Below are 25391 nucleotides of genomic sequence, written 5' to 3' on the forward strand. Positions count from 1 at the left end.
TACGCTTCATTCCAATACGCGTGGACTTTCGATGGACAAGACAACGAACGGCTGGCTGAGCGGGCTCATAGGCGTGTTGATTTTCAGCGGCTCGCTGCCCGCCACTCGCATCGCCGTGCAAGGGCTCGATCCCGTGTTCCTGACGGTGGCACGCGCGACCATCGCGGGCACGCTCGGTCTGTTGCTGCTGCTCGTATTCCGCGAAGCGCGTCCGGCGCGGCGCGACATTGTTCCGCTCGTCATCGTCGCGCTCGGCGTGGTGGTCGGTTTTCCGCTCTTGACCGCGCTTGCGCTGCGCCATGTCAGTTCCGCGCACGCGATCGTGTTCGTCGGGCTGCTGCCGCTTGCCACCGCGATCTTCGGCGTGCTGCGCGGCGGCGAGCGTCCGCAAGCGGCCTTCTGGTTTTTCTCGGCGCTCGGCAGCGGCGCGGTGGTCGCGTTCGCGATGCGCCACGGCCTCGACGCGTCTCCGCTGGGCGACGCGCTGATGCTCGCCGCGATCGTCGTCTGCGGGCTGGGTTATGCGGAAGGCGCGCGGCTGTCGCGGCATCTCGGCGGCTGGCAGGTCATTTCGTGGGCGCTGGTGTTGTCGCTTCCGCTGATGCTGCCGCTCGCATGGTGGACCCGCCCGGCTTCGTTCGAGGGCGTCAGCCACGCGGCGCTTTGGGGTCTCGGCTATGTGTCGCTGTTCAGCATGCTGATCGGCTTCGTATTCTGGTATCGCGGCCTCGCCCTTGGCGGCATCGCGGGAGTCGGACAGTTGCAATTGCTCCAACCGTTTTTCGGACTGGTGCTTGCGGGGTTGTTGCTGCACGAACAGGTGCCGCCCTCGATGATCGCCGTCACCGTCGCGGTGGTGGCGTGCGTGGCCGGCGCCCGGCGCTTCTCCAGGGCGACGCCTGCGCGCCGCGCGGCCTGAACCCGCGTTGCGTCTTCACGCAACGATTTTTGACGGGCTTCAAATTTGCGCGCGCGGCGGGCATAGTCAAACGTATCGTCAGAAGAAGAGACACGATAGGCCAGACCCGGCCGCACCAGGACCACGTATGAGCACAGCCCGCCCCGCATCCGGCGCCTCGGACGCAACCGCTGCAACCGCCGTGTCGCCCGACAGCGACCCGCTTATCCGCGACGCAACCGAAGCCGACCTTCCCGCCATCCAGGCCATTTACGCGCACCATGTGTTGACCGGCGTCGCGTCCTTCGAAGAAGTGCCGCCTTCCGTCGACGATCTGCGCATGCGGCTCGCGTCGGTGCGCAGCCATGGACTGCCGTACATGGTTGCCGAGATCGGCGGCGAAGTCGCGGGCTACTGCTATGCGACGCCGTACCGCCCTCGCGCCGCGTACAGGAACACCATCGAAGATTCGATCTATGTGAGCGACGCCTTTCGCGGACGAGGCCTCGGCCGTGTGCTGCTACAAGCGCTGATCGAGCAATGCGAAACCGGGCCGTGGCGCCAGATGGTCGCCGTGATCGCGGACGGCGGCAGCGGCGGATCACTGTCGCTGCATAAGCAGTTGGGTTTCGAGTTGACCGGCACATTGAAGGCAGTGGGTTTCAAACATGGCCGATGGCTCGACACCACGCTGATGCAACGGACCCTGGGTGCGGGTGCTTCGACGCCGCCGGACTGCGGACTCTAACGCCGCAACCCGAGCGTCGTGCTGGTCCGCCTCCATGCAGCGGGGTAAAATTCCGGGCATGCCTAACACGCCGCCCTCCACCTCGCCGTCATCCTCGCCCGGCGCCTCGGACATGTCCACAGGCGCCGCGCCGCGCAACGAATACACCGTCGACGAACTCGCGCGTGTGAGCGACACGACGGTGCGAAACGTGCGGGCGTATCAGGACCGCGGCCTTCTCGCGCCACCCGAAAAGCGCGGCCGGGTGGGCGTGTATGACGACACGCACGTGTCGCGTCTGAAGCTGATCAATCATCTGCTTTCTCGCGGCTACACGCTCGCGAACATCCAGGATCTGATCAAGGCCGTGGACGAAGGCCACGATCTTCGCTCCATTCTGGGCCTCGAAACCGCGATTGGCGGGCGCTGGTCGCGCGAACATCCGAAGAAGTATTCGTTGGTCGAACTGCTGCAAATGTTCGGTGACAAAGCTTCTCCGAGCGCCCTCGCGAAAGCGGTCGATCTCGGCCTGCTGGAACGCGACGGCCTGTCGTTCGTTTCGGGCAGCCCCACTGCTCTCGCCGCCGGCGCCACGCTCGCGAAAGAAGGCATTCCGCTTGCCGATCTGCTCGACGCCGTCGGCGTCGCGCGGCCGCATTTCAGCGCAATCGCCAACGCGCTAGTCGACCTGGTGGTCCGCCAACTGGACCGCTACGATCCCGATGCGCTGCCGCCGCCCGCCGACGTGCCGGCCCTCGTTGAGGCGATCTGGCGCGTGCGGCCGCTCGCTATGGTGCTCGTTGAAAGCGAGATGAACCGCGCGCTTGAAGAGGCCTCCGGCGACTATCTCGGCGATCGCGTCACGGCCATCATGGAAAAGAAGCTGGCCCGCTCCGCCGGTAAAACGAAGCGGCCGAAGAAATAGTCCGATGCGCCGGCCGGCGCGTCACTGGCAATCGCGTGAGCCCCCGCGCTCTTCACCCCTAGAGTTTGGCGTCTAGACGTCCTCTTGCGTCGTCCGTTGTTCGGCCCTATCGTTACATCAATCAATGTAACAGTTAAGAGCGTAATAAGGAGGCGGTCCGAATGAACGCACGCATGCCACACGACGCCGCCGACCATGGCGCATTCGCGCGTGTCGAGACGGACATCGCCATTATCGGGAGCGGCTTCGCGGGGCTAGGCATTGCGATTCGCTTGCGGCAATTCGGCCTCACCGATTTCATGGTCGCGGAAAAAGCCGATTCGGTCGGCGGCACATGGCGCGACAACCACTACCCGGGCTGCGCGTGCGACGTGCAATCGCACGTTTATTCGTTTTCGTTCGCACCGAATCCGCGTTGGAGCCGCATGTTCGCGCGTCAGCCGGAAATCCGCGCATATCTCGAGGAATGCACGCGACGCTTCGGCGTCGCGCGGCATCTGCGTTTTGGTCATGAACTTGCGAGCGCTGTCTACGACGACACGCGCCACCGCTGGCACCTGCGCTTCGCCAACGGACAACAGTGGTCGGCGCGCGTCCTGATCCCGGCGATGGGCGGCCTCTCGCGCGCGGCGATACCCGACATTCCCGGCATCGAACGATTCAAGGGCAACTCGTTTCACTCGCAGCATTGGGATCATGCATATCCGCTCGAAGGCAAACGCGTGGCCGTGATCGGCACCGGCGCGAGCGCGATCCAGTTCGTGCCGCAAATCGCCTCTCGCGTCGCGCATCTCGATGTGTTCCAGCGTACGCCGCCGTGGATCATGCCGAAGGCCGACCGCCCGGTGCGACCGTTCGAGCAGTGGCTTTTCAGACACGTACCAGTCACGCAAAAGATCATGCGTTCGGCGCTCTACTGCATGCTCGAATCGCGCGCGCTCGGCTTCGCGATTCATCCCTCGCTAATGAAGACCGCGCAGAAAGTCGCCGAGCGGCATTTACACCGGCAGGTGCGCGATCCGCAATTGCGCGCGACGCTCACGCCGAATTACACAATGGGCTGCAAGCGCATTCTGATCTCGAACGACTACTTCCCCGCCCTGTCGCGTGCGAACGTAACGGTGACCGCGAGCGCTATCGAGCGCATCGACGAAGACGCGGTGATCACGAGCGACGGCGCGCGTCATCCGGTCGACTGTCTGATCTTCGGCACCGGCTTCCAGGTCGCCGATCCTTTCCCGCGAGGCGTGGCGCGCGGACGCGGCGGCGTCGACATCGTCGATACATGGCGCGACGGCGCGCATGCATACCTCGGAACGGCGTTGCCTGGTTATCCGAACTTTTTCATGATCGTGGGTCCGAACACGGGACTCGGCCACAACTCGATGGTGTTCATGATCGAGTCGCAAGTCGAGTACATCTTGCGCGCGCTGAAGACCATGCGCAGCGAACGTGTCGAGGCGATCGAAGTTCGCCCGCAGGTGGAGCGCGCATACAACGAAAAGATCCAGCACAAACTTGGCCGCGCAATCTGGTCGACGGGCGGCTGCAAGAGTTGGTATCTCGATCCGAGAACCGGCACGAATACCACGCTGTGGCCGGGGTTCGCGTACAAATTCCGCCAGGCCACCAGCACCTTCAGCATGGACGATTACTTCGCTTTTACGTCCGCCCCCGAGACACCGGCCACACATACGGCCTCGCCGCATAGCGTGCACGCTAGCGCGGAGGCTGCCGCATCGGCTGAAGCCACCTGAAACACGCATAACGACAACGCACCTTCAGAGAGGACGGGAGAACCAATGAAGCATTTCAACGACAAGGTTGCCGCGATAACAGGCGCGGGCTCCGGCATGGGCCGCTCGCTCGCGATCCGGCTCGCGCGAGAAGGCTGCCACCTGGCCCTTGCCGACCGCAACGCGACGAGCCTCGAGGAGACCGCTCGGCTTGCGCAGACGGCCGCGCCGCATATCGTTGGCGCGCCGCTGCTGATCACCACCGCTGTGTTCGATGTCTCGGACCGAACCGCAATGTTCGCGTGGGCCGCGGAAACCGTCGAGCAGCATCGGCGCGTGAACCTCGTGTTCAACAACGCGGGCGTCGCGCTCTCGAGTACGATTGAAGGCATGGAATACGCGGATCTGGAGTGGATCGTCGGCATCAACTTCTGGGGCGTCGTGCATGGCACCAAAGCGTTTCTACCGCATTTGAAGACGTCGGGCGAAGGCCATATCGTCAACACGTCGAGTGTATTCGGCCTTTTCGCGCAGCCTGGCATGAGCGGCTACAACGCGACGAAGTTCGCGGTCCGCGGCTTCACCGAGGCGCTGCGCCAGGAACTCGACCTGATGAAATGCGGCGTGTCGGCTACGTGCGTGCATCCGGGCGGCATCCGTACAAGCATCGCGCAGTCGAGCCGCATTGCGCCGAACATGGTCGGCTTCATGCTGGAGAACGAGCAGCAAGGCAAAGACGACTTCGAGAAGCTCTTCATCACCACCGCCGACGAAGGCGCCCGTGTTTTCCTCGACGCCGTGCGCAGGAACAAGCGGCGCGTGCTGATCGGCCGCGATGCGCGCGCCGCCGACTGGCTCGCGCGCACGCTGCCCGCCGCTTACCAGGCACTTGTCGTGCTGCAAACGCGGCGCATGAAGCGCATCGCGGAGAAACGCGCCCGGCGCGCGGCGCAGCTTGCCAGCGGCAGGCGCGCTTGATGTAACGCGCCTGACAGCACCATCCAGACGCTCAAGGAATCACGAGGAGAAAGGCCATGATGCCCATTCGCCGCGACTTACGCTTCAACCTCCCGCAGGACCGCGCATGCGACTGGCACGCACAAGGCTCGCATGTGACACACTTCTTCAACGCGCTTTCGCTGCTCTTTCCCGCTGGCGAGCGCTTTTTCATGGACAGCGTGCGCAACTATCGCGATCAGATCGACGACCCAGTGCTCAAGAAGCAGGTACTCGGCTTTATCGGCCAGGAAGCGATGCACACGCGCGAGCACGTCGAATACAACGATCTGCTGGAACAAGCCGGCTTGCCTGCGCATAAGCTAGACAAACGGCTGTGGGCGATTCTCAACTTCGGCCGCAAGGTGCTGCCGCATCCGTATCAATTGGCCGTTACCGTGTGCCTCGAACATTACACGGCCATGCTTGCGGGCCTGCTGCTCGAAGACGCGTCGCGCATCGGAGGGTCCGTCGACGGTTATGCGCAAATGTGGACGTGGCACGCGCTCGAAGAAACCGAGCACAAAGCCGTTTCCTACGACGTGTGGAATACGGTACTCAAGCCTGGACTCGGGCGTTATCTGCTACGTACAGGCGTCATGCTCGCCACCACCATCACTTTCTGGCTGATCGTGTTCGACTTCCGTGTACGCCTCCTGATTGCAGACCGCAAACGCGGCGGTCATCTGCGCGGCATGTGGCGCGTCGTGAAATATCTTTACGGCCCGCGTCATGGCGTCTTTCCACGTGTTGCCGCTGAATGGCTGAGCTTTTTCCGGCCCGGCTTTCATCCGTGGGATCACGACAATCGCGCGCAACTCGACTCGCGCTACCGCGTCATAAGCTACGACGTGCGCGGCGCCGGCGCATCGGAGGCGCCGGCCACACGCAACGGATACCGTATCGAACGACTCGCCGCCGACCTTTGCGCAGTCGTGAATGCCGCCTGCGGCCAGCAGCCCTTTCATCTGGTCGGCCACGAGTGGGGGTCCATTCAAAGCTGGGAAGCAGTAACCGACCCGCAATTCAAAGGCCGCATCAGGTCATTTACCTCTATCTCCGGCCCATGCCTTGATCAAGGGTCGGTCGGGTTGCGCGGAGGACATGACGCTCACAACAAACGTAGGATGACGAACCGTTCGCCGCGCGTCGGCATTCGTCAGATGCTCAGATCCTGGTACATCTTCTTTTTTCATCTGCCGTGGCTGCCGGAACTTGTGTGGCGCATGGGCCGAGTACGCATGTGGCCGCTGTGGCTGCGCGTGACCGAACGCGTTGACGCGTCGCGTGACCCCATGCAGATCGAACGCTTTGTCGCGCGGCATCTGACCGAGCCGGGTGGCTCGGTCACGTCCTTGTTCAACGCTCGCGCGGCAGGCGAGTGAATAGCGTGGGATAGTCGATTACAAGGCCGTCATCGTCAACTTTCATATTCGCCGTGAAGTCGCGGAAGATCCCTTCATAGCGATACTCGCGGTTCAACTCGACACACGAATACGCCTGCTCGACGCGCGTCACCTGCAAGTCCGGTGTAGAGATGTACGCGACCTGGATAGGCCGACGCTCCCCTTGCGTAAGTTGTAGCCGGCGAATCGGCAACGTGTTGGTAAACGGCGTAGCGGCAATGTCGATGTCAATGCATCCTTCAATGGCGCTCAACAGCAGGCCGTGCCCATCGCGCCAATTGCCCTCGCCGTCGCCGTGCAATTCCAGTTCTCCTCCGGCCACGATCTTCAGCCATGCGTAACGCGTGCGCCATTGCGCGTCACAGCGCACTTTGTAGTGCAACCCGTAGGCCTTGCCGTAGCGCTGCCCGACCACGACGCTTTCTACTTCGAAGCCGTCGTCGCGTGCGTCGAACGACAGGTGTTCGACTCCGTCGCCCTCTTGCGATGCCCACCGTAGTTCCCGCATCAAATGGCCTCCCTATGATGAAACGCGCGGCAAGCGCGTCGCGCTTCATATCGTAGCGCGAACGCCGGACAATCGCCGATACGTCGTCCTACCGTCACATCGTGCGAAGGCTCTGCAAATAGCCACTATCAACGCGCGACCATGCACGCCGCCGCGCCCTTGCCCTATGCTCGCGGTTCGCAACTCTTCGCCTATGGCGCGCCATTCGATTCCAAAGACGCGCGCCGCCGAACGCTCATCCACCGGAAACCATGCACGCCGCCGCGACCGAAGCGCACCCCGCCGCCTTGCGCACACTGCTGCGCAGCCTTGGGCAGATCGTGCTCCAGGCGAACGCATTCACGGGCGCGTGCCTCGTTGCAGGCTGGCTGCTTTGCGACCCGCGCCTTGCATGTGCTGCTTTGATCGGCGCAGTCGCGGCCAACGTGAGTGCGATGCTTACCGCTTATTCCGACGATGACCTGCGCGCCGGTCTGCACGGCTTTAACGGCGCATTGGCCGGACTCGCCGCGTTCAGCTTCATTGCCGACAATGCGACGGCCGCCGCAATCGCGATTCTCGCAGCCACAGGCACGGCATGGCTTCTCGAACCGTGGTCGCGATGGCTGCGCACGCGTCAGTTGGGCTACTTCTCAAGCCCGTTCCTGATCGTCACGTGGCTCTGGCTGCCGATGGTGGCAAGCGGACCTGAGCCGGCGCGTCTCGCAGCAACATCTACACTCGACGCGGCGCAGCTCGGCACCGGCGTACTCGCCGGTCTCGCGCAAACCGGCTTCGCGTCGGGCGCATTGGCCGGTGCATTCGTGCTGATCGGGATCGCGGCGGCATCGACACGACACGCGCTGTGCGCGCTGATTGGCGCGGCACTCGCAAGCAGCCTGCATATTCTGCTGGGCGCGGCGGCAAGCTCGTTCGACGCAGGCCTGCTAGGATTCAACGGCGCCCTCACTGCACTCGCACTGACCGATTGCGGCGTCTTGTGGATGCTCGGCGGCGTGGCTATTTCTGTGGCGTTGCAAGCGGCGGCGGCTTACGTCGGCTTCGCGGCGCTAAGCGCACCGTTCGTCGCTGCAACGTGGAGCGTGCAATGGCTGAGGCAGCGTACCATTCGCTGAGACTCCGGCCGTCAGGCAGGATCGGCGAATATCAGACAACCTGAGGAGACATGTATGTCTTTCATCCACACACCCGCAGGCCGCATTGCGCAATCCGGGCCGACGTCGCAAGCGGAGCAGCAGACTCGCGTCGACCTGGCCGCCGCGTATCGCCTCGTCGCGCTCAACGGTTGGGACGACCTGATCTACACACACATCTCCGCGAGCGTTCCAGACGAGCCGGGCCACTTTCTGATCAATCCGTTCGGTCTTGCATTCGACGAGGTGAGCGCGTCGAATCTCGTCAAGATCGACATCGACGGCAACATTGTCGGCGCGAGCGAACATGCGGTGAACGTGACGGGCTTCGCCATTCACGCCGCAGTGCATGCGGCTCGCGCAGACGCGTTCTGCGTGATGCATTTGCACAGCACGGCAGGCGTGGCCGTGTCCGCACAGCCAGCGGGATTGCTGCCCGCGTCACAACACGCGCTGCGTTTTTATCGGCAGCTCGCGTATCACGACTATGACGGCCTCGCCTTCACGCCGGCCGAGAGCCGGCGCCTCGTCGAGCATCTGGCGGACAAGCCGGCCATGCTGCTGCGCAATCACGGCCCGCTGACCGTGGGCCGCACCGTCGCCGAAGCGTACGTGCTGATGGCCACGTTGCTCAAAGCGTGCGAGATCCAGTTGCAGGCACAAGCTTGCGGCGCCCCACTGGTCGTGCCCGACGACGCGGTCGCCACGCGCACGGCCGAGCGACTGCATGACGGCGGCGCAATTGAAGGAACACTTGAATGGCCTGCGTTGCTGCGCAAGCTGGATCGTCTCGATCCGACCTATCGCGACTGATAGGCCACTAATACGTGAATTACGCCTGACCATACCGCGCGATGAATGCCGCAATTAATCATGCGGCGCGCGGCGTCGATTACATTCTCAACGGAGCTGAACCATGCCCACGTTTCATATCGAACTGTTTGAAGGCCGTTCGCTGGAACAGAAACGCCAATTTGTCGAAGCAATCACGAAAGCGACTTGCGAATCGCTCGGCGTGGAGCCGAATTCGGTGGACATCATTCTTACCGACGTGAAGCGCGAGAATTGGGCAACAGGAGGACGCTTGTGGTCCGACAGCGGAAGTTGAATTGAAACGCTGCGCGCGTGGTGCGCGCAGCGTCTTTATTGCTCTGCGACGCATGAATTAAATGCGTCGCTGTGGCGGCGTAGCAACACGCCGCCGCTACCCTAAAGCCATTAGAAGCGGTGAATGATGCCCACGCCGCCTGCAACCTGGCTGCGCGACGACGACGGCGCGCTGTTCTGACCGTCGCCGATATCGGCCGTCGCGTTGATGATGCTCACGCCGTTGTTGCCAATCGTCTGGCCGTTCGCACGCTGATACGCTTCCACCGCATACAGACCGGTACGCTTCGAGAGGCTGTAGTACTGCGAGAGGTTGAACTGGTGATAGCTCGCTGCGCTCGAAATACCGTTCGATTCGGTCGCACGCGTGTAGCTATAGCCGGCTGCCAGATCCAGTGCACCGGTCGGCTTGAAGTGCAGTACTGCGCCACCCGTGTTGAAGGTCGCCTGGTGACGGAAAGCCGAATTCACACCCGGAATGTATTGCACATTCGAGTACGAGAACGACACGTCCCATTGCGAGCTGAACGCGTAGCCGCCCGTAACCGCGACGCGCTGCTGAGCCTGCGCCGTGCGGTAACCGTTGATGATGCCGGACAGACCCGGGCCGGTCGTCGCGCCATTGTTCGACGTAGTCGAATCGGGGCCCCAGAGACCGCCACCGGGCGTCGAATTGTTGATGCGCTGGAAGCCTGCTGCGATACCGAACGGACCGTTCAGGTACTGCACCGCGGCGCTCCACGTCGAGCCGGCGTTGAAGCTGCCCGGCACGCCGCCCAGCGAGTACGAACCGCTCACCGTCAGGCCATACATGCTCGGCGACGTGTACACGAGGGAGTTATTCGCGCGATAGATCGTATCCAGCGAATCGAGGTCGCCCGGATGCGCGCCGTAAGCGCCCGTCAGCCACGTAGTCGGGCTGTACGGCGACAGCAGCGTGTAGTACGACGTGTACTGACGGCCGGCCGTCAGCGTACCGTACGTGGGATTCGTCACGCCGATCCATGCCTGGCGGCTGAAGCCGAGGCCGTTCACGCTCTGTGCGCCGGTTGCGCTGTTGAAGCCCTGCTCCAACTGGAAAATGGCCTTCGTGCCGCCGCCAAGATCCTCGCCACCCTTCAGGCCGAAGCGGCTACCCGCCCAGATGCCGTTGTTCATCTTCACAACCGAGCGGCCGCCCGAAGTCGAGCCGAGCGTCGTCGAGCTGCTTTGATAGCCGATCCCCGTATCGACGATACCGTACAACGTCACGCTGCTCTGAGCGTGTGCGCCGAGGGCGAACAGGCCAAGGGCGGAGGTTGCTAGTGCCTTTTTCATTTATGCTCCTCTTTAAAAAAATGTTCTTGACTACCGGTCATTGTCTGAACCGCGCAACCGGTGAATCGGGGATTTCAGTCAGAAGACCGGGTGTCCATTAATCACGCTCGGCAACCAAGTGGAAAACATCGGCACGTAAGTCACAATATTGATGGCGCTGAAGATAGCGAGGTAATAAGGCCAAGCCACCTTGGTAGTTTCCCCAATCGACACATTGCCGATCGCGCAACCAATGAACTGCACCGAGCCGATCGGCGGGTGAACGAGACCCAATGCGCAGTTCAGCAGGATCATGATGCCGAACTGCACGGGACCGACGCCGCTATGCATCGCCATCGGCAGGAATAACGGCGTGGTGATGAGAATGTGCGCCGCCATGTCCACGAACGTGCCGAGGAATACCTGAATGATGTTGATATACAGCAGCATCAACCAGGGGATGCTCGTTGCGCCGTCGAGCATGTGCTCGATCGCATCCGGGATCTCCAGATACGCCATCTGGTAGCGCAGCATGTTCGATACACCGATCAGCAGCAGCACGACGCCTGTGGTCTTCGCGGCCTTCGACAATGCGAAGGAGAGCTTCTTCAGCGTCATCGAGCGATACACCACGACCGTCAGCACCAGCGAATAAGCCACCGCAATAGCAGCGGCTTCCGTCGCTGTTGCGATACCCTTCGCCACGCAGACCAGAATGATCGCGATCACCATCAGGCCGGGCAATGCGCCGAGGAAAGTCCGCGCGACCGCCAGCCAGCCCGGGAAGCGCTGCAGTCCGGTCGAACCGTCGGGACGGCGTGGGTAACCATAGCGCACGGCTTGCCAGTACGCGGCGATCAGCACAAAGCCCATCACCCACAGCACGGGCAACAGCCCCGAGAACAGCAGATCGCCGATCGACACGCCGCTCATCGGCACACCGTTCAGCGTGCCCGTAATGCCTTGCGCCGCGAACGCGTAGATGATCATGTTCGTCGACGTCGGCATCAGCGCGCCCGCGAGCGACGAATGCGTCGTCACGTTGACCGCGTAAGCGGCGCTGTAACCCTCGCGCTTCATCAGCGGAATCACGACGCCGCCCATTGCCGACGTGTCCGCCGTGGGCGAACCCGAGACGCCGCCGAACAGCGTGCATGCGACGACGTTCGCCATGCCGAGGCCGCCGCGGAAATGGCCGACCGTGGCCTGCGCGAAACGCAGGATGCGATCGGCGATGCCGCCGTGCAACATCAGTTCGCCGGAGAAGATGAAGAACGGCACAGCGAGGAACGAGAACGCGTTCATCCCGGAGATCATCGACTGCATCGCGGTGGCCGCGGGCAGCCCTTCATACAGATACGTCAGCACGCACGACAGCCCCAGCGCGAACGAAACAGGAACGCCGAGCACCAGAAATACGATAAAGCTGATAGAGAGGAGTGCAAGTTCCATGATTGTTCTATTTGTGTTTCTTTGCGAAAAGCGTCAGAAGGTTCTCGAATGAGAACAACGCGATGCAGACGCTGGCAATGACCGGGATCACATAGCGGAGAGCTTCGGGCAAGCCGAGAATTGGAATCTTGTCATGCAGCGTGGTCTCGGCCATCTGCAGCGAGCCGAAGAAAATCGCCACGGCGAGCGCGATGAGACACAGATGCTGGAACGTGTGCGCGGCGAGCTGACCTTTTTCCGGCAAGCTCTTCACCAGCGAATCGAGCCCGATATGGCCGCCTTCGCGGACCTTCAGCGCTGCGCCGAACATCGCGATCACGATCACCAGCAACAATGCGATCGGCTCGACGAAATCGGGAGCGTCGCTAAACACGTAGCGCATCACGACGCTGTAGATCACCAGCAGACTCAGCGCTGCGAGGCTGAGCGAGGCGATGACAGCCAGCGCGCGAAAGATAAAATCGTTTGGCCGTTTCATGAATCTCTTGACCCCATTCTTGCCTACGACGGACCGTTTTTACTCGTTAGTAATGCTACTTTCGCTGCTTTCCGTCACCGGTTACGCAACCGGCAGACAGCAGAAAGCCTCGCAGTTTTTCTGCAAGGCCTTTCCGCTGTCGCGAAAGCGCGATGCGAGCGTTACTTGATTGCCTGGATCTCGTCGACGAGTTGCTTCATTTGCGGCGTCTTCTCGTACTTCGCCCAAACCGGCTGCATCACCTTGACGAAAGCCGCGCGATCGATCTGCGACGATGCGACGATTTGCGCGCCGCCCTTCGTCACCGTCTTGCTCGCGTCGTTCTCACGCGCGGTCCACAGCTTCTGGTAATAAGGCACCGAGTCGGCCGCGGCCTTCTTGATGATTTCCTGCTCTTGCGGCGACAACGTGTCCCAGACCTTCTTCGAGAAGACCAGAACTTCCGGCGTCATCGAATGCTGGGTTTGCGAATAGATCGGCGCGACTTCGAAGTGCTTGGTCTCTTCGTAAGAAGGCAGGTTGTTTTCCGCTGCGTCGACGAGGCCGGTCTTCAGTCCCGTATAGACTTCGGCAAACGGCATCGGCGTCGGCGTGCCACCCATTGCCCTGATTTCGTCGACCATGAGATCGGACGGCTGCACGCGGACCTTCAGACCCTTCATGTCGGCCGGCGTGTGGATCGGCTTCTTCGTGTAGATGGAACGGGCACCGCTTTCATAGAACGTCAGCGCGATCATTCCCTTTGCCTTGAAGGCGTCCAGAATCTTCTGGCCTTCCGGGCCGTACATCACCTTGCGGAAATGGTCGATGTCACGGAACAGGAACGGCAGCGACGGAATCATCGATTCGGGCACGATCTCGTTGAATGCCGCGCCGTTTGCACGCGCCATGTCGAGCGCGCCGATGCGCACCTGGTCAATTGTGTCGTTTTCCGAACCAAGTGCGCTGTTGCCAAAGACCTTCACGGAATCCTTGCCGCCGGTTGCCGTCTTGATCTGCTCACCCATGTATTTCACGGCCATATTGGTCGGGTAGGTGTCGCCGTGCACGTCCGACACGCGGAACACGCGCGCTTGCGCCGACATGGCGCCAAAGGCCAGCACCGATGCGGCGACGATCAACGAAACACGGGAAGAGGCGAACTTCTTGTTCATCATGACATTCCTTGAAAAATAGACACCCAATCGATGCGGAAGGCCGCTGACGGCTGGCTAGTCGCGGACGGCTAGTCGCGGACGGCTAGTCCAGAACGGCCGTCCCGGATGTGACATGGTTTTGCTGGGTCTCCCGGCGCGGCGCTCGTGGTCTCCTACCGTTGGCGAACGCTTTGCCGTGCTGTCCGTGCAACGTCCCGGCACAATGATCAGCACTCCTGTCGGACAACTCGACTTCTTGTACTTCTGCTGCGTCGGCGCACTTTCGCGCGAGCCATTGCGCGCGCCAAAGTGCGCCACTTAGCGCGCTGCCATCTCGAAAAGCGCAGAAAGCTATCTGTTTGCGCTTATACGTTGTATGACGACGTATAAAGTCTATTAAACGCAGTTTGAGTTGTACAGACGGTATTTACCCGAGGAAACAACAGTTCGGTACGGATGACCTGAAGGCGCGCCGTGCGGGGCGGGGCGAGGCCGTGCGGCCAATTGCGCGGAGAAATGAACAGCGGATCTGAAACGGCGCAGATGCACCCGTCGCAACCGCAAATGTCGCATTTGCACGACAATGTTGTATGACGAGTGATGAATAACAGGACGTGAGCAGCGCGCACCGGCTAGGTGGCAGGCCAGCGCCCTACTCGACAACACTGCGCGGCGGCTTAGAGTTCGCCGGCGAATTCCGGCTCAGGCAAGCCGCTCACGCCAGGACGTACCGCGAAAAGATGCCCGTCATGTTCGTTGGCACCCGCGCCCGGACGAATCGACGTGACGAAGAGCGTGTCGAGATTGCGCCCGCCGAACGCGCACATGGCCGGCTTGATCGCAGGCACGGCAATCTGCCGGTCGAGTTTGCCTTGCGGCGTAAAGCGCAGCAGTGCGCCCGCGTCGTTCGCACAGATCCAGTAGCAGCCGTCGGAATCCACAGCGGCGCCATCGGGTCGGCCCACATAGTGGTTCAGATCTGCGAAGACGCGGCGGTTGCTCGGCTTACCCGTCTCGACTTCGTAGTCGAAAGCCCATATCTGCTTGCGCAGCGGATGCGAGTCGGACAGATACATGGTTTTGCCATCCGGCGACCAGCCCAGACCGTTTTGTGTAATGAGCCCGTCGACAATCGGCGCCGAGAGCACGCCCTGTGCGTCGAACCGAAAGAGCGCACCGGCCGGATTGGCTGCGGCCATGTCCTGCACCATCGTTCCGGCCCAGAAGCGACCTTGCCGGTCGCAGCGGCCGTCGTTGAAACGCATGTCGCCACAAGGGAATACAGGCGCGGCGAGCTTGCGTCCGGTTACTTCGACGGGCTCGCTAGCGCGCACGGCTTGCGCCGTGGCGTCGGTCGAAATCTCGCTCAGAGTCACCGCAAAGAGTCCGGTCTCGCAGCCTGCCAGCACCGTGCCGCGACGGTCGAACGCGATACACGCGACCTTCTCGGGCAACAGCCATTCGGAGCGCTCGCGCGTCTCCACCACGAGGCGCACGATTTTTTGCGCAGGAATGTCCACCCAGTAAAGCGCCTGTTCGGCAACACGCCAGACCGGACTTTCACCGACGAGAGCCGGCGCCTGCCCCGCTGCCTCCACTCGCTCGACGCGCGGATTGGCCGGCGCGCTCATCGCTTCGGCTCCATCGGTCCGGCCAGCACAAAGGCGCCGCCCTGGAAGCGTTGCGTGGGATCGTCGAGATCGGCGGTGGGAGCCGCGACAGGGAAGAGATGTTCGAATTGGACCGAGCTGTCCTGCGGACGAAAGCCCAGGAACGCCGCCTTTGTGTTATCGACCCACTTCGTGCGATTGTCGGACACGCCGTACACGATCGCGTGGCCGACGCGATTGGTGAACAGCGAACAGCGCACGAGCTCGATGAAGTCGCGAAAGCTGAGATACGTGACGAGCATGCGCGGGTTCTTCGGCTGTTCGAACGACGAGCCGATCCGCAGACACACCGTCTCCAGGCCAAAGCGGTCGAAGTAGTAGCGCGACAGCGATTCGCCGAAGCATTTGGTCACGCCGTACAGGCTGTCGGGGCGCAACGGGGCGTCGATATCCACCACTTCGGTCACTGGGTGAAAACCCACTGCGTGATTCGAGCTCGCATACACGACGCGCTTCACGCCCTGTTTCTGCGCAGCCGAATACAGGTTGTACAGTCCGCGAATATTCGCTTCGAGCAGATCTTCGAAAGGCGCCTCGACGGAAATGCCGCCGAGATGGATCACCGCATCCACGCCTTCGAGCAGCGCGTGAACCGCGGCTTCGTCTGCGAGGTCGACGATCGCCGCTTCTTCGTGCTCTGCCACTTCGCCGAGCGGCGCTATGTCGGTTACGCGCACGACGTCGGCCCACGCGGCGAGTGCGCCGCGCAATTGCGTGCCGAGGTTGCCCGCCGCCCCGGTGAGCAGAAGGCGTCGAAAAGGTTTTTGTGCAGCCGCGCGGTCAGAATTCGAATCAGTCATGTCTTTTGTATTTATGAGTAGCCACTGTCAGTGAAGCAATCAAAGGCGAATAGAGCCAGTCATGCAACGAGCCGTCAAGCCCAATGTAAAACGAGCCGCGAAATCGCGGCCCGCTGAATCCGGCGATCAGGTCACCGGCGCCGGATTGAAGAGCGCCAGTGCATTGTGCAGCTTGAGCTTCTCCGCACAAGTCTTCTTTCGGCCGCTCGCAACGTCGAGCATGAAGCGGAACAGCTCCCAGCCCACCTCTTCGATCGTTGCCGTGCCTGTTGCAATCGTGCCCGCGTTGATGTCCATCAGATCATGCCAGCGGCGCGCCAGGTCCGAGCGCGTAGCGACCTTGATGACGGGTACTTCCGCGAGACTATACGGCGTGCCGCGGCCAGTCGTGAAGACGTGCAGGTTGATACCGGCCGCGAGCTGAAGCGTCCCGCAGATGAAGTCGCTCGCCGGCGTGGCCGCGTAGATCAGCCCTTTCTGGCGCACCTTCTCGCCCGGGGACAACACGCCGGAAATCGCCGAGTTACCCGATTTGATGATCGAGCCCATCGCCTTTTCGACGATGTTGGACAGCCCGCCCTTCTTGTTGCCCGGCGTGGTGTTCGCGCTGCGGTCGGCGCCGCCGCGCTTCAGGTAATCGTCGTACCACTGCATCTCCCGGATGATCGCCTGAGCGACGTCCGCGTTCGCCGCGCGCGCTGTCAACTGGTCGACGCCGTCGCGTACTTCGGTGACTTCCGAGAACATCACCGTGGCGCCGGCACGCACCAGCAAGTCGGTCGCGAAGCCGACGGCTGGATTCGCAGTGAGACCGGAGAACGCGTCGCTGCCGCCGCACTGCACGCCGACGACGAGATCCCCCGCCGGGCAGGTTTCACGACGCCGGTTGTTCAGCCGCCTCAGGTGCCCTTCGGCCGTTCTCATGATCGACTCGATCATCGACTGAAAGCCGACGTGCGCTTCGTCCTGCAGCACGACCACGTCGCCGTTCTCGTCGGCGCCGAGATCGCCGATATCCGCGATTTCGCTCGGATTCTGCGCCGCGGCGATGGGGATCGTGCCCGGCGGCATCAGACGCTCCGGCTGCAACTTCTCGCAACCGAGGCTCACCATCATCACCTCGCCGCCGAAGTTCGGATTCAGCGCGATGTTGCGCACCGTGCGGATGGGCACCATTGCGTCCGGCGCGTCGATCGCCACGCCGCAGCCGTAGGTGTGGCCGAGGCCCACCACGTCGTCGACATTCGGATATTTCGGCAGCAGTTCGGACTTGATCCGCACAACCGCATGCTCGACGACGTCGGCGACGCACTGCACGGTCGTGGTGATCGCCAGGATGTTGCGCGAGCCCACCGAGCCGTCGGCGTTCCGGTAGCCCTCGAACGTGTAGCCGTCGAGCGGCGGCATTTCCGGCGCCTTGATGGTGGCGATCGGCAGGTCCTCGAGCCCCGGCGGGCTCGGCATGCGGATCACGTGTTCATTGATCCAGCTTCCCTTGGGCAGCGCCTTGAGCGCATAGCCGATCACCACGTTATAGCGGATGACCTCGTCGCCTTCGGCCAGGTCGGCAAGCGCCACCTTGTGCCCTTGTGGGACGCGCTCCCGCAGTACGAGGCCGTCGGGAAAAACCGCGCCCTCGCCCAGGCCGCCGTCGTTGACGACGATCGCGACATTGTCGTTGGGGTGAACGCGAATGTAGAGCGGTGAGAGTTCCATTGCATCGATCCTTATGGCGATTTACGCCTTCTACGCCAGCTATTCATACGTCATCCTACAACATACATGTTTGCCCAGATGTTCCGTATTTACCCTATGACCAGCATTATGCCGCGAAAACCCCGTTGAGTTAGCCGAATTGTTGTTGTACGATGACGTATAAGAAATCTTCATTTCTATCGATCACCAGTCCAACCGATTCCAACCCATAGCGACGCCCGGATACATACATCATGACTACACCGCAGGAACTCAAGCAGATCGTTTCGGAATGCCTCCTCTCCTTCCCGGTCACCGACTTTGACGCAAACGGCGATTTCCGCGCCGACACTTACGCCGAGCGCCTGGAATGGCTGGCTCCGTATGGCGCGTCGGCATTGTTCGTTGCAGGCGGCACGGGCGAGTTCTTCTCGCTGACGCATAACGACTACTCGAACGTGGTGCGTACCGCGACTGAAGTGTGCAAGGGCAAGGTACCGATTCTGGCCGGCGCGGGCGGCCCGACGCGCGTCGCCATTGCGTACGCGAAAGAAGCCGAGCGCCACGGCGCGAACGGCATTCTGCTGATGCCGCATTATTTGACGGAAGCCTGCCAGGAAGGTATCGCCGCGCACGCCGAAGAGGTCTGCAAGGCCGTGCCGAACATGGGCGTGATCATCTACAACCGCGCGAATTCCAAGCTCAACGCCGACATGCTCGAAGGCCTCGCCGAGCGCTGCCCGAACCTGATCGGTTTCAAGGACGGCGTGGGCGAAATCGAAAACATGGTGACGATCCGCCGCCGTCTGGGCGACCGTTTCTCGTACCTCGGCGGCCTGCCGACCGCGGAAGTCTACGCCGCGGCATACAAGGCGCTGGGCGTTCCGGTGTACTCGTCGGCAGTATTCAACTTCATTCCGAAGACGGCAATGGACTTCTACCGCGCTATCGCCGCGGACGACCACGCGACCGTCGGCAAGCTGATCGACGAGTTCTTCCTGCCGTACCTGAAGATCCGCAATCGCCGCGCAGGCTACGCGGTCAGCATCGTCAAGGCAGGTGCAAAGCTGGTTGGCCATAGCGCCGGCCCGGTGCGCGCGCCGCTGACCGATCTGACCGAAGAAGAAATGGCGCAACTCGACGCGCTCATCAAGAAGCTCGGCCCGCAGTGATGCTGCGCGCCTGGCCGGCGCGTTGACTTCGCGTCGGCCGGGAAATGAGCGCCGCACAGGCGGCAGCGCAACAGCGCCCGGGGGACAACACCGTCCGCCGGGCGTTTTTTGCACATGCGTTTGGGAGCAGCCGCGCCGCGAAGGCCGGGAGCCCGCTCCCTTGCATAAGAACTAAGGAGATGACCATGGACCTGAGCCGCACGGCAAGTTCCGCGAACGTTGCGAAGCGCACGAAAGTACGCTACGCGATCCTGCTGCTTATCTTTGTAATCACGACGTTCAACTACGCGGACCGCGCGACGCTGTCGGTCACCGGCTCGGCAATGCGCGCCGAGTTCGGCTTCGACGCGATCCGGATGGGTTACATTTTCTCCGCGTTCAGCTGGGCTTATGTGCTCTCGCAACTGCCGGCCGGCTGGCTGCTCGACCGCTTCGGCGCGCGGCGCGTGTACGCCGCGAGCATTTTCCTCTGGTCGCTCTTCACGCTGCTGCAAAGCTCCATCGGCCTGCTCGGCAGCGCGGCTGCCGCGGTCACAGGTCTCTTTGTGTTGCGTTTCGCGATGGGCGCGGCGGAGTCTCCGGCCTTTCCGGCTAATGCCAAGGTAGTGGCAAGCTGGTTCCCGACCAAGGAACGCGGCACGGCATCGGCGATATTCAACTCGGCGCAATACTTCGCGGCAGTCGTATTCACACCGCTGATGGCCTGGCTCACGCACGCGTTCGGCTGGCACATGGTCTATGTGGTGATGGGCGTCGCCGGCTTGCTGCTCGCCCTCACCTGGCTCAAGGTGATGAAGCATCCCGCCGACCACCCGGGCGTGTCCGCTGCGGAACTCGAGTACATCGAACAGGGCGGCGGCGTGGTGAGCGGCCACCACAACGCGCGTCGCGAAAACGTCGAGAAGGCAGGCGGCTGGTCCCTCGTGCGTCAATTGCTGAGCAACCGGATGCTCGTCGGCGTCTATCTCGCGCAGTACTGCATCAACGTGCTGACGTACTTTTTCCTGACGTGGTTTCCGATCTACCTCGTGCAGGCGCGCGGCATGACGATCCTGCAAGCGGGCCTCGTGGCGTCGTTGCCCGCGATCTGCGGATTCTCGGGCGGCGTGCTCGGCGGCATCCTGTCCGATTCGCTGATCCGGCGCGGCCATTCGCTGACCGTCGCACGCAAGGTGCCGATTGTCGGCGGCATGCTGCTGTCGGTGTCGATCATCGGCTGCAACTACGTTTCCACCGACTGGGTCGTCGTCGCGCTGATGTCGCTCGCGTTCTTCGGCAAGGGCATCGGTGCGCTCGGCTGGGCGGTGGTCGCCGATACGTCGCCGAAGGAAGCGCTCGGTTTGTCCGGCGCGATCTTCAATATGTTCGGTAACGTGGCCGGCATCGTCACGCCGATCGTGATCGGCTATCTCGTGGCGAAGAGCGGCTCGTTCAATGGCGCGCTGGTTTTCGTGGGCGCAAATGCGCTGCTGACGGTGTTCAGCTACCTCGTGATCGTGAAGGACATCAAGCGCGTGGAACTGCGCCCGAGCTGATCGCCGCGCCGGGCCGTCGCCCGGCAGCGCCGTACCGCGCGCCCGCCAGTTCTCGGCCGAGGCAGGCTCGGCGGCACGGCGGCACGGCGGCACGGCGGCACGGCGGCATGGCGGCATGGCGGCACGGCGGCACGGCGCTAAATGATCCGGCCTTTCTATAATCAGTCGTCAGACGACGGTATAATGGATCGCACGAAGTCTCTGCAACTATCTGATTCAAGGGGCGTTTTCGATGGCTACACCACTGGCATCCGCGGCACCGCCACGACGCGCTCGTAATCTCGCCGAGCTCGTCGTCAACTACGTCACCGAGCAGATCGCGTCAAACGCCCTGAAGCCCGGCGACAAGCTGCCGACAGAATCGCAACTCATGGTCACGCTGAGCGTAAGCCGCACGGTTATCCGCGAAGCGATTTCGCGCCTGCAGGCGGGCAAGATCATCGAGACGCGCCACGGCATCGGCAGCTTCGTGCTCGAACCGCAGCGCGAAAAGCTCGGCATCGACATGGTGCCGGCCACCACGCTTCGCGACGTGCTGTCTATTCTAGAACTGCGCATCAGCCTCGAAACGGAATGTGCGGGTCTCGCCGCTCAACGCGCGAAGCCGGAAGACATCGCGCGCATGCGCGCCGCGCTCGACGCGATCGAAGCGACGCGTCACAACGGACGCGACAGCGTCGACGCCGATTTGCAGTTCCATATCTCGGTGGCGCGCGCCACGGGCAACCGCTATTTCGTGGACATCCTCACGCAAATGGGCAGCGCCCTGATTCCGCGCAACCGGCTCGACTCGGCGGGCATTGCGCGCGCTGAGCCGGACGCGTATCTGTCGCTCGTCAACCTGGAGCACGAGAGCATTCTCGAAGCGATCAGCCGGCACGACGCCGAAGGCGCGCGCGCAGCAATGCGCATGCATCTGTCCAACAGCCGCGAACGGCTGCGCCGCGCGAACGAAATGTCAGAGAGCCATAGTTGACGGCTCGTTGAGCACCTGGCCGTTTCTGTTTCTCACGGCGAATATGCAAAAAAATGGCCGGGGAGTCGCCTGCCCGGCCATTTTTCATTTCAGCAACAGTTCAAGCGCAATGATCAGCTGCGCGTCATCTCGCCATCCCGGCGGCGCCACAGGTCGAGCGGATTGCCGTCGGCCAGCGCCTGCGGCAGCAGGTCGGCCGGGAAATCCTGATAGCAGACCGGGCGCAGGAAACGCTCGATCGCGGTCGTCCCGACCGAAGTCGCGCGGCTATCGGACGTAGCCGGGAACGGGCCGCCGTGAACCATCGCGTGACAGACTTCCACGCCGGTCGGATAGCCGTTGACCAGAAGCCGGCCGGCCTTGCGCTCCAGAATCGGCACGAGCTTTCTGGCTGCGGGCACGTCGGCGCTGTCCATCTGGATCGTCGCGGTCAACTGGCCGGCAAAGTGCTCGGCAACCTGCAGCAATTCGTTTTCGTCCTTGCAACGCACGATCGTCGATGTAGGTCCGAACACCTCGTCTTCTAGCGCCGGCGTGGCGAGGAACGTCTGGGCGTCGGTCACGAACAATGCCGCGCGCGCCTGGTTAGGCCCCGTCACGTCGACGCCACGCGCCACCGCCTCCACGCCCGGGATATCGGCCAGTTTGCTCTCGCCTTGCGTGTACGCCGAATGGATGCCCGACGTAAGCATGGTCTGCGCGGGCTTGCCGCTCAGCGCCTCGGACGCCACGGCGACGAAGTTCTTCAGCGCGTCGCTGTCCACAGCGATTGCAAGGCCCGGGTTGGTGCAGAACTGGCCGGCGCCGAGCACGAGCGAATCCACGAAACCGCGCGCGATGTTCTCGGTGCGCTGCGTGAGCGCGTTCGACAGCAGGAAAACCGGGTTGATGCTGCTCATTTCCGCAAAGACCGGAATCGGCTCGGGGCGCGCCGCCGCGACGCGCACCAGCGCCAGGCCGCCCGCGCGCGAACCGGTGAAGCCGACCGCCTTGATCGCCGGATGCGCGACCAGCGCTTCACCGACCGAATTGCCCGCGCCGACGATCAGCGAGAACACGCCTTCGGGCAAATCCATTTCCTGTGCGACGCGTTGAATCACGCGGCCCACCATTTCCGACGTGCCGAGGTGAGCACGATGTGCCTTCACCACCACCGGGCAACCGGCCGCGAGCGCCGCAGCCGTATCGCCGCCCGCCACCGAAAACGCGAGCGGGAAGTTGCTTGCGCCGAACACGGCGACCGGGCCGAGCGCAATCTTCTGCATACGCAGATCGGAACGCGGCAGCGGCTTGCGCTCAGGCAGCGGCGAGTCGAGCGTCGCGTCGAGCCACTGGCCCGAGCGAACGACTTGGGCGAACAGCTTCAACTGACCGGTCGTGCGGCCGCGCTCGCCTTCGAGGCGCGCTTTCGGCAAGCCCGACTCCTGCTGCGCACGCTCGACGAGCGCATCGCCCAGCGCAGTGATACCGTCGGCGATACGCTCAAGAAACTCCGCGCGCACGGCGAGCGGCAGTTGACGGTACGGATCGAACGCTTTCCGCGCCAGTTCGCACGCGAGACCGACGTCCTGAGCGGTGCCGCTGCCAAAAACCGGCTCGGCGATGTCTGTACCGGTGGCGGGGTTGAACGCGTGCAGCGCCTCTTCGGCGCCGCGCACCGATTTACGGCCGATCAGCATTTCGCCGGTAATCCGACCGGTGACTTCGCTGGAATTGGACATGTCTCTTTCCTTTGGATTGAATGCTAAAGATATATGTCATCCTACAACATGCGGCACCCTTGCGCAACCTGCACCGCCTTGTCTCGGCTTGGATTCGGGTTAACGTGCCCGTTACAACGACTCCCTCCGGTGCTACTCTGGATAAAGATATACGACGACCTATAACATGCGGTTAAGCCACCGTCGGAACTAGCCCGATCCATTGCCGTTCGAGGAAAACGTTCATGCCTACCGCGCTCTGCCAGCCTTATCAGTCCCTTCCCAACAGTTTTCGCCAGGCGGTACGCGGGGGCGAAACCCTGATCGGCTGCTGGGCCTCGCTCGCCAGCCCGATCGTGACGGAGTTGCTCGGTGTGATCGGGTTCGACTGGATGCTGCTCGACGCCGAACATGCGCCTAACGACGTCCTCACGCTGATTCCGCAACTGATGGCGCTCAAGGACAGCCGCAGCGCCCCGGTGGTGCGCCCGCCCGGCAACGACAGCGTCGTCATCAAGCGGCTGCTGGACAGCGGGTTCTCGAATTTTCTCGTGCCGTTCGTCGATAGCGCCGACGACGCGGCGCGCGCGGTCGCGGCCACGCGCTATCCGCCGCAGGGTATTCGCGGCGTCTCGGTAGGTCACCGCGGCAACCGCTATGCGACGGTACCCGACTATTTTGACATTGCCAACGATAACGTCTGCGTGATCGTGCAGATCGAGAGCCACAAAGCGGTGGACGCCATCGACGAGATTCTTGCCGTCGACGGGGTCGACGGCGTTTTCGTCGGGCCGTCGGATCTCGCCGCGGGATACGGGCATCTTGGCAACGCCGGACATCCCGACGTGCAGGAGGCGATTGCGCATGTGTTCGACCGCGCGCAGGCCGCCGGCAAACCGAGCGGCATTCTTGCACCGGTGCAAGCGGACGCGGAGCGTTATCGTGATATGGGCTGCCGCATTATCGCCGTCTGCGCCGACCTCGGGCTTTTGAGGAACGCCGCGCAGACGGTCCACCAACACTTCATGCAGAAACCGGCGGGCCAGAGCTGAACCGGGCGCTAAGCAGGCGCTAAGCACACACAGCCCGGCACAAGCGTGGCCGCCATGACATCTCCGGAGCATTCCATGCAAAAAGCAGGCTTTATCGGACTCGGCATCATGGGCAAGCCCATGGCTGCCAATCTTCTCAAGAACGGCGTCACACTCGCTGCCTTCACGCGCAGCGGCGTGCCCGACGATCTCACCGGAGCCGGCGCGCAGGCTTGCGACAGCCCCGCCGCCGTCGCGGCACAGGCGGACGTGATCTTTATCATGGTCCCGGACACACCTGACGTCGAGCGCGTGCTGTTCGGCGAAAACGGGCTGACGAGCGGCTTGCATGCCGGACAGACGGTGGTCGACATGAGCTCGATTTCTCCGATGGCCACGCGCGAGTTCGCCGCTCGCGTACGCGAAACCGGTGCGGATTATCTCGACGCACCGGTGTCGGGCGGCGAAGTCGGCGCGAAGGCGGGCTCGCTCACCATCATGGTGGGCGGCGAGCAGGCCACTTTCGACAGCGTGAAGCCGTTGTTCGACATGATGGGCAAGAACGTCACGCTCATCGGCGCGGTCGGCGCGGGACAGGTATGCAAAGTCGCCAATCAGGTGATCGTGGCGGCCACTATCGAGGCAGTCGGCGAGGCGCTGCTGCTCGCGTCGAAAGCCGGCGTGGACCCGGCTCGCGTGCGAGAAGCGTTGATGGGCGGCTTCGCGTCCTCGCGCATTCTCGAAGTGCACGGCGAGCGTATGACCAAGCGGACCTTCGACCCCGGCTTCCGGATAGAGCTGCATCAGAAGGATTTGAATCTCGCGCTTCAGACCGCGCAGACACTCGGTGTCTCGTTGCCGAATACCGCTACCTGTCAGGCACTTTTCAACGCATGCGTCGCGCACGGCGGCAAAGCGTGGGACCACTCCGCGATGGTGCGCGCGCTCGAAGTGCTCGCCAATCACGAGATCGGCCAGCAAACAGCCTGATCCCTGCGCGCATCCGGTCGCGCC

The 25391-nt window shown here is 62.7% G+C and carries 23 protein-coding genes; 14 read left to right on the forward strand and 9 right to left on the reverse strand.

Annotated features, from left to right (window positions below; all coding sequences use genetic code 11):
- The first annotated feature begins 31 nt into the window (after positions 1-31).
- From RW095_RS09235 to RW095_RS09260, 6 genes are all read left to right on the forward strand, one after another.
- A complete protein-coding gene (locus tag RW095_RS09235) occupies positions 32-919 on the forward strand; it encodes a DMT family transporter (protein ID WP_317018626.1) in 888 nt (295 codons plus the stop codon).
- A gap of 127 nt (positions 920-1046) precedes the next feature.
- The gene (locus RW095_RS09240) at positions 1047-1646 is read left to right on the forward strand and encodes a GNAT family N-acetyltransferase (protein WP_317018627.1); all 600 of its coding nucleotides are present in this window, start codon (positions 1047-1049) and stop codon (positions 1644-1646) included.
- A gap of 58 nt (positions 1647-1704) precedes the next feature.
- Entirely contained in the window at positions 1705-2550 is an 846-nt protein-coding gene (locus RW095_RS09245; protein ID WP_317019807.1) for a MerR family transcriptional regulator, read from the forward strand.
- Between the two features lie 161 nt (positions 2551-2711).
- Positions 2712-4307 (forward strand): flavin-containing monooxygenase, encoded by a 1596-nt coding sequence (locus RW095_RS09250; protein ID WP_317018628.1) that lies wholly within the window; start codon positions 2712-2714, stop codon positions 4305-4307.
- A 45-nt stretch (positions 4308-4352) separates the two neighbouring features.
- Positions 4353-5264 (forward strand): SDR family NAD(P)-dependent oxidoreductase, encoded by a 912-nt coding sequence (locus RW095_RS09255; protein WP_317018629.1) that lies wholly within the window; start codon positions 4353-4355, stop codon positions 5262-5264.
- Positions 5265-5320: 56 nt separating this feature from the next.
- Positions 5321-6667 (forward strand): alpha/beta fold hydrolase, encoded by a 1347-nt coding sequence (locus RW095_RS09260; RefSeq protein ID WP_317018630.1) that lies wholly within the window; start codon positions 5321-5323, stop codon positions 6665-6667.
- Here the strand turns inward: RW095_RS09260 and RW095_RS09265 are convergent.
- Positions 6642-7196, reverse strand: a complete 555-nt coding sequence (locus tag RW095_RS09265; RefSeq protein ID WP_317018631.1) for a putative glycolipid-binding domain-containing protein — start codon at positions 7194-7196, stop codon at positions 6642-6644. The genes RW095_RS09260 and RW095_RS09265 overlap by 26 nt on opposite strands.
- Positions 7197-7447: 251 nt before the next feature.
- Here RW095_RS09265 and RW095_RS09270 point away from each other — a divergent pair, with 251 nt between their 5' ends.
- From RW095_RS09270 to RW095_RS09280, 3 genes are all read left to right on the forward strand, one after another.
- Positions 7448-8311: an urea transporter gene (locus RW095_RS09270; protein ID WP_317018632.1), complete on the forward strand. Its 864-nt coding sequence runs from the start codon at positions 7448-7450 to the stop codon at positions 8309-8311.
- Positions 8312-8365: 54 nt separating this feature from the next.
- Complete coding sequence (locus RW095_RS09275) at positions 8366-9142, forward strand: class II aldolase/adducin family protein (RefSeq protein WP_128587185.1); 777 nt, start codon at positions 8366-8368, stop codon at positions 9140-9142.
- A 103-nt stretch (positions 9143-9245) separates the two neighbouring features.
- Complete coding sequence (locus tag RW095_RS09280; protein ID WP_128587183.1) at positions 9246-9437, forward strand: 4-oxalocrotonate tautomerase; 192 nt, start codon at positions 9246-9248, stop codon at positions 9435-9437.
- A 110-nt stretch (positions 9438-9547) separates the two neighbouring features.
- Here RW095_RS09280 and RW095_RS09285 read toward each other — a convergent pair whose 3' ends face one another.
- The 7 genes from RW095_RS09285 to garD all read right to left on the reverse strand — a co-directional run bounded on the left by RW095_RS09285 (position 9548) and on the right by garD (position 17984).
- A complete protein-coding gene (locus RW095_RS09285; protein ID WP_317018634.1) occupies positions 9548-10753 on the reverse strand; it encodes a porin in 1206 nt (401 codons plus the stop codon).
- Positions 10754-10831: 78 nt separating this feature from the next.
- Positions 10832-12184: a TRAP transporter large permease gene (locus RW095_RS09290; protein WP_317018636.1), complete on the reverse strand. Its 1353-nt coding sequence runs from the start codon at positions 12182-12184 to the stop codon at positions 10832-10834.
- A gap of 7 nt (positions 12185-12191) precedes the next feature.
- A complete protein-coding gene (locus RW095_RS09295; protein WP_027779401.1) occupies positions 12192-12662 on the reverse strand; it encodes a TRAP transporter small permease in 471 nt (156 codons plus the stop codon).
- Positions 12663-12823: 161 nt separating this feature from the next.
- Positions 12824-13816 carry a TRAP transporter substrate-binding protein gene (locus tag RW095_RS09300; protein WP_128587178.1) on the reverse strand — a complete coding sequence of 331 codons (993 nt, stop codon included), beginning with the start codon at positions 13814-13816 and terminating at the stop codon, positions 12824-12826.
- A 659-nt stretch (positions 13817-14475) separates the two neighbouring features.
- Complete coding sequence (locus RW095_RS09305; protein WP_317018638.1) at positions 14476-15429, reverse strand: SMP-30/gluconolactonase/LRE family protein; 954 nt, start codon at positions 15427-15429, stop codon at positions 14476-14478.
- Positions 15426-16268 (reverse strand): NAD-dependent epimerase/dehydratase family protein, encoded by an 843-nt coding sequence (locus RW095_RS09310; protein ID WP_317018639.1) that lies wholly within the window; start codon positions 16266-16268, stop codon positions 15426-15428. The genes RW095_RS09305 and RW095_RS09310 overlap by 4 nt, the downstream gene beginning before the upstream one ends.
- Before the next feature lie 126 nt (positions 16269-16394).
- Entirely contained in the window at positions 16395-17984 is a 1590-nt protein-coding gene (gene garD / locus RW095_RS09315; RefSeq protein WP_317018641.1) for a galactarate dehydratase, read from the reverse strand.
- Between the two features lie 233 nt (positions 17985-18217).
- Between garD and kdgD the strand changes: the two genes are divergently transcribed.
- The 3 genes from kdgD (at position 18218) to RW095_RS09330 (ending at position 21646) form a co-directional block, all read left to right on the forward strand.
- Positions 18218-19135: a 5-dehydro-4-deoxyglucarate dehydratase gene (gene kdgD / locus RW095_RS09320; protein WP_317018643.1), complete on the forward strand. Its 918-nt coding sequence runs from the start codon at positions 18218-18220 to the stop codon at positions 19133-19135.
- Between the two features lie 185 nt (positions 19136-19320).
- Positions 19321-20670, forward strand: coding sequence for an MFS transporter (locus RW095_RS09325; RefSeq protein ID WP_317018644.1), 1350 nt, complete (start codon positions 19321-19323; stop codon positions 20668-20670).
- A gap of 232 nt (positions 20671-20902) precedes the next feature.
- Entirely contained in the window at positions 20903-21646 is a 744-nt protein-coding gene (locus RW095_RS09330; protein WP_201703129.1) for a FadR/GntR family transcriptional regulator, read from the forward strand.
- A 113-nt stretch (positions 21647-21759) separates the two neighbouring features.
- On the opposite strand, the gene RW095_RS09335 is transcribed toward RW095_RS09330, so the two are convergent.
- On the reverse strand, positions 21760-23367 hold the full coding sequence (locus RW095_RS09335) for an aldehyde dehydrogenase (NADP(+)) (protein WP_317018647.1): 1608 nt from the start codon (positions 23365-23367) through the stop codon (positions 21760-21762).
- A gap of 224 nt (positions 23368-23591) precedes the next feature.
- Between RW095_RS09335 and garL the strand changes: the two genes are divergently transcribed.
- Complete coding sequence (garL, locus tag RW095_RS09340; RefSeq protein WP_317018649.1) at positions 23592-24398, forward strand: 2-dehydro-3-deoxyglucarate aldolase; 807 nt, start codon at positions 23592-23594, stop codon at positions 24396-24398.
- A 54-nt stretch (positions 24399-24452) separates the two neighbouring features.
- Entirely contained in the window at positions 24453-25367 is a 915-nt protein-coding gene (locus tag RW095_RS09345; protein ID WP_317018650.1) for a 2-hydroxy-3-oxopropionate reductase, read from the forward strand.
- The last annotated feature ends 24 nt before the right edge of the window (positions 25368-25391 follow it).

Origin of the sequence: Paraburkholderia kirstenboschensis, assembly GCF_032806925.1 — a bacterium.
Lineage (GTDB): Bacteria > Pseudomonadota > Gammaproteobacteria > Burkholderiales > Burkholderiaceae > Paraburkholderia > Paraburkholderia kirstenboschensis.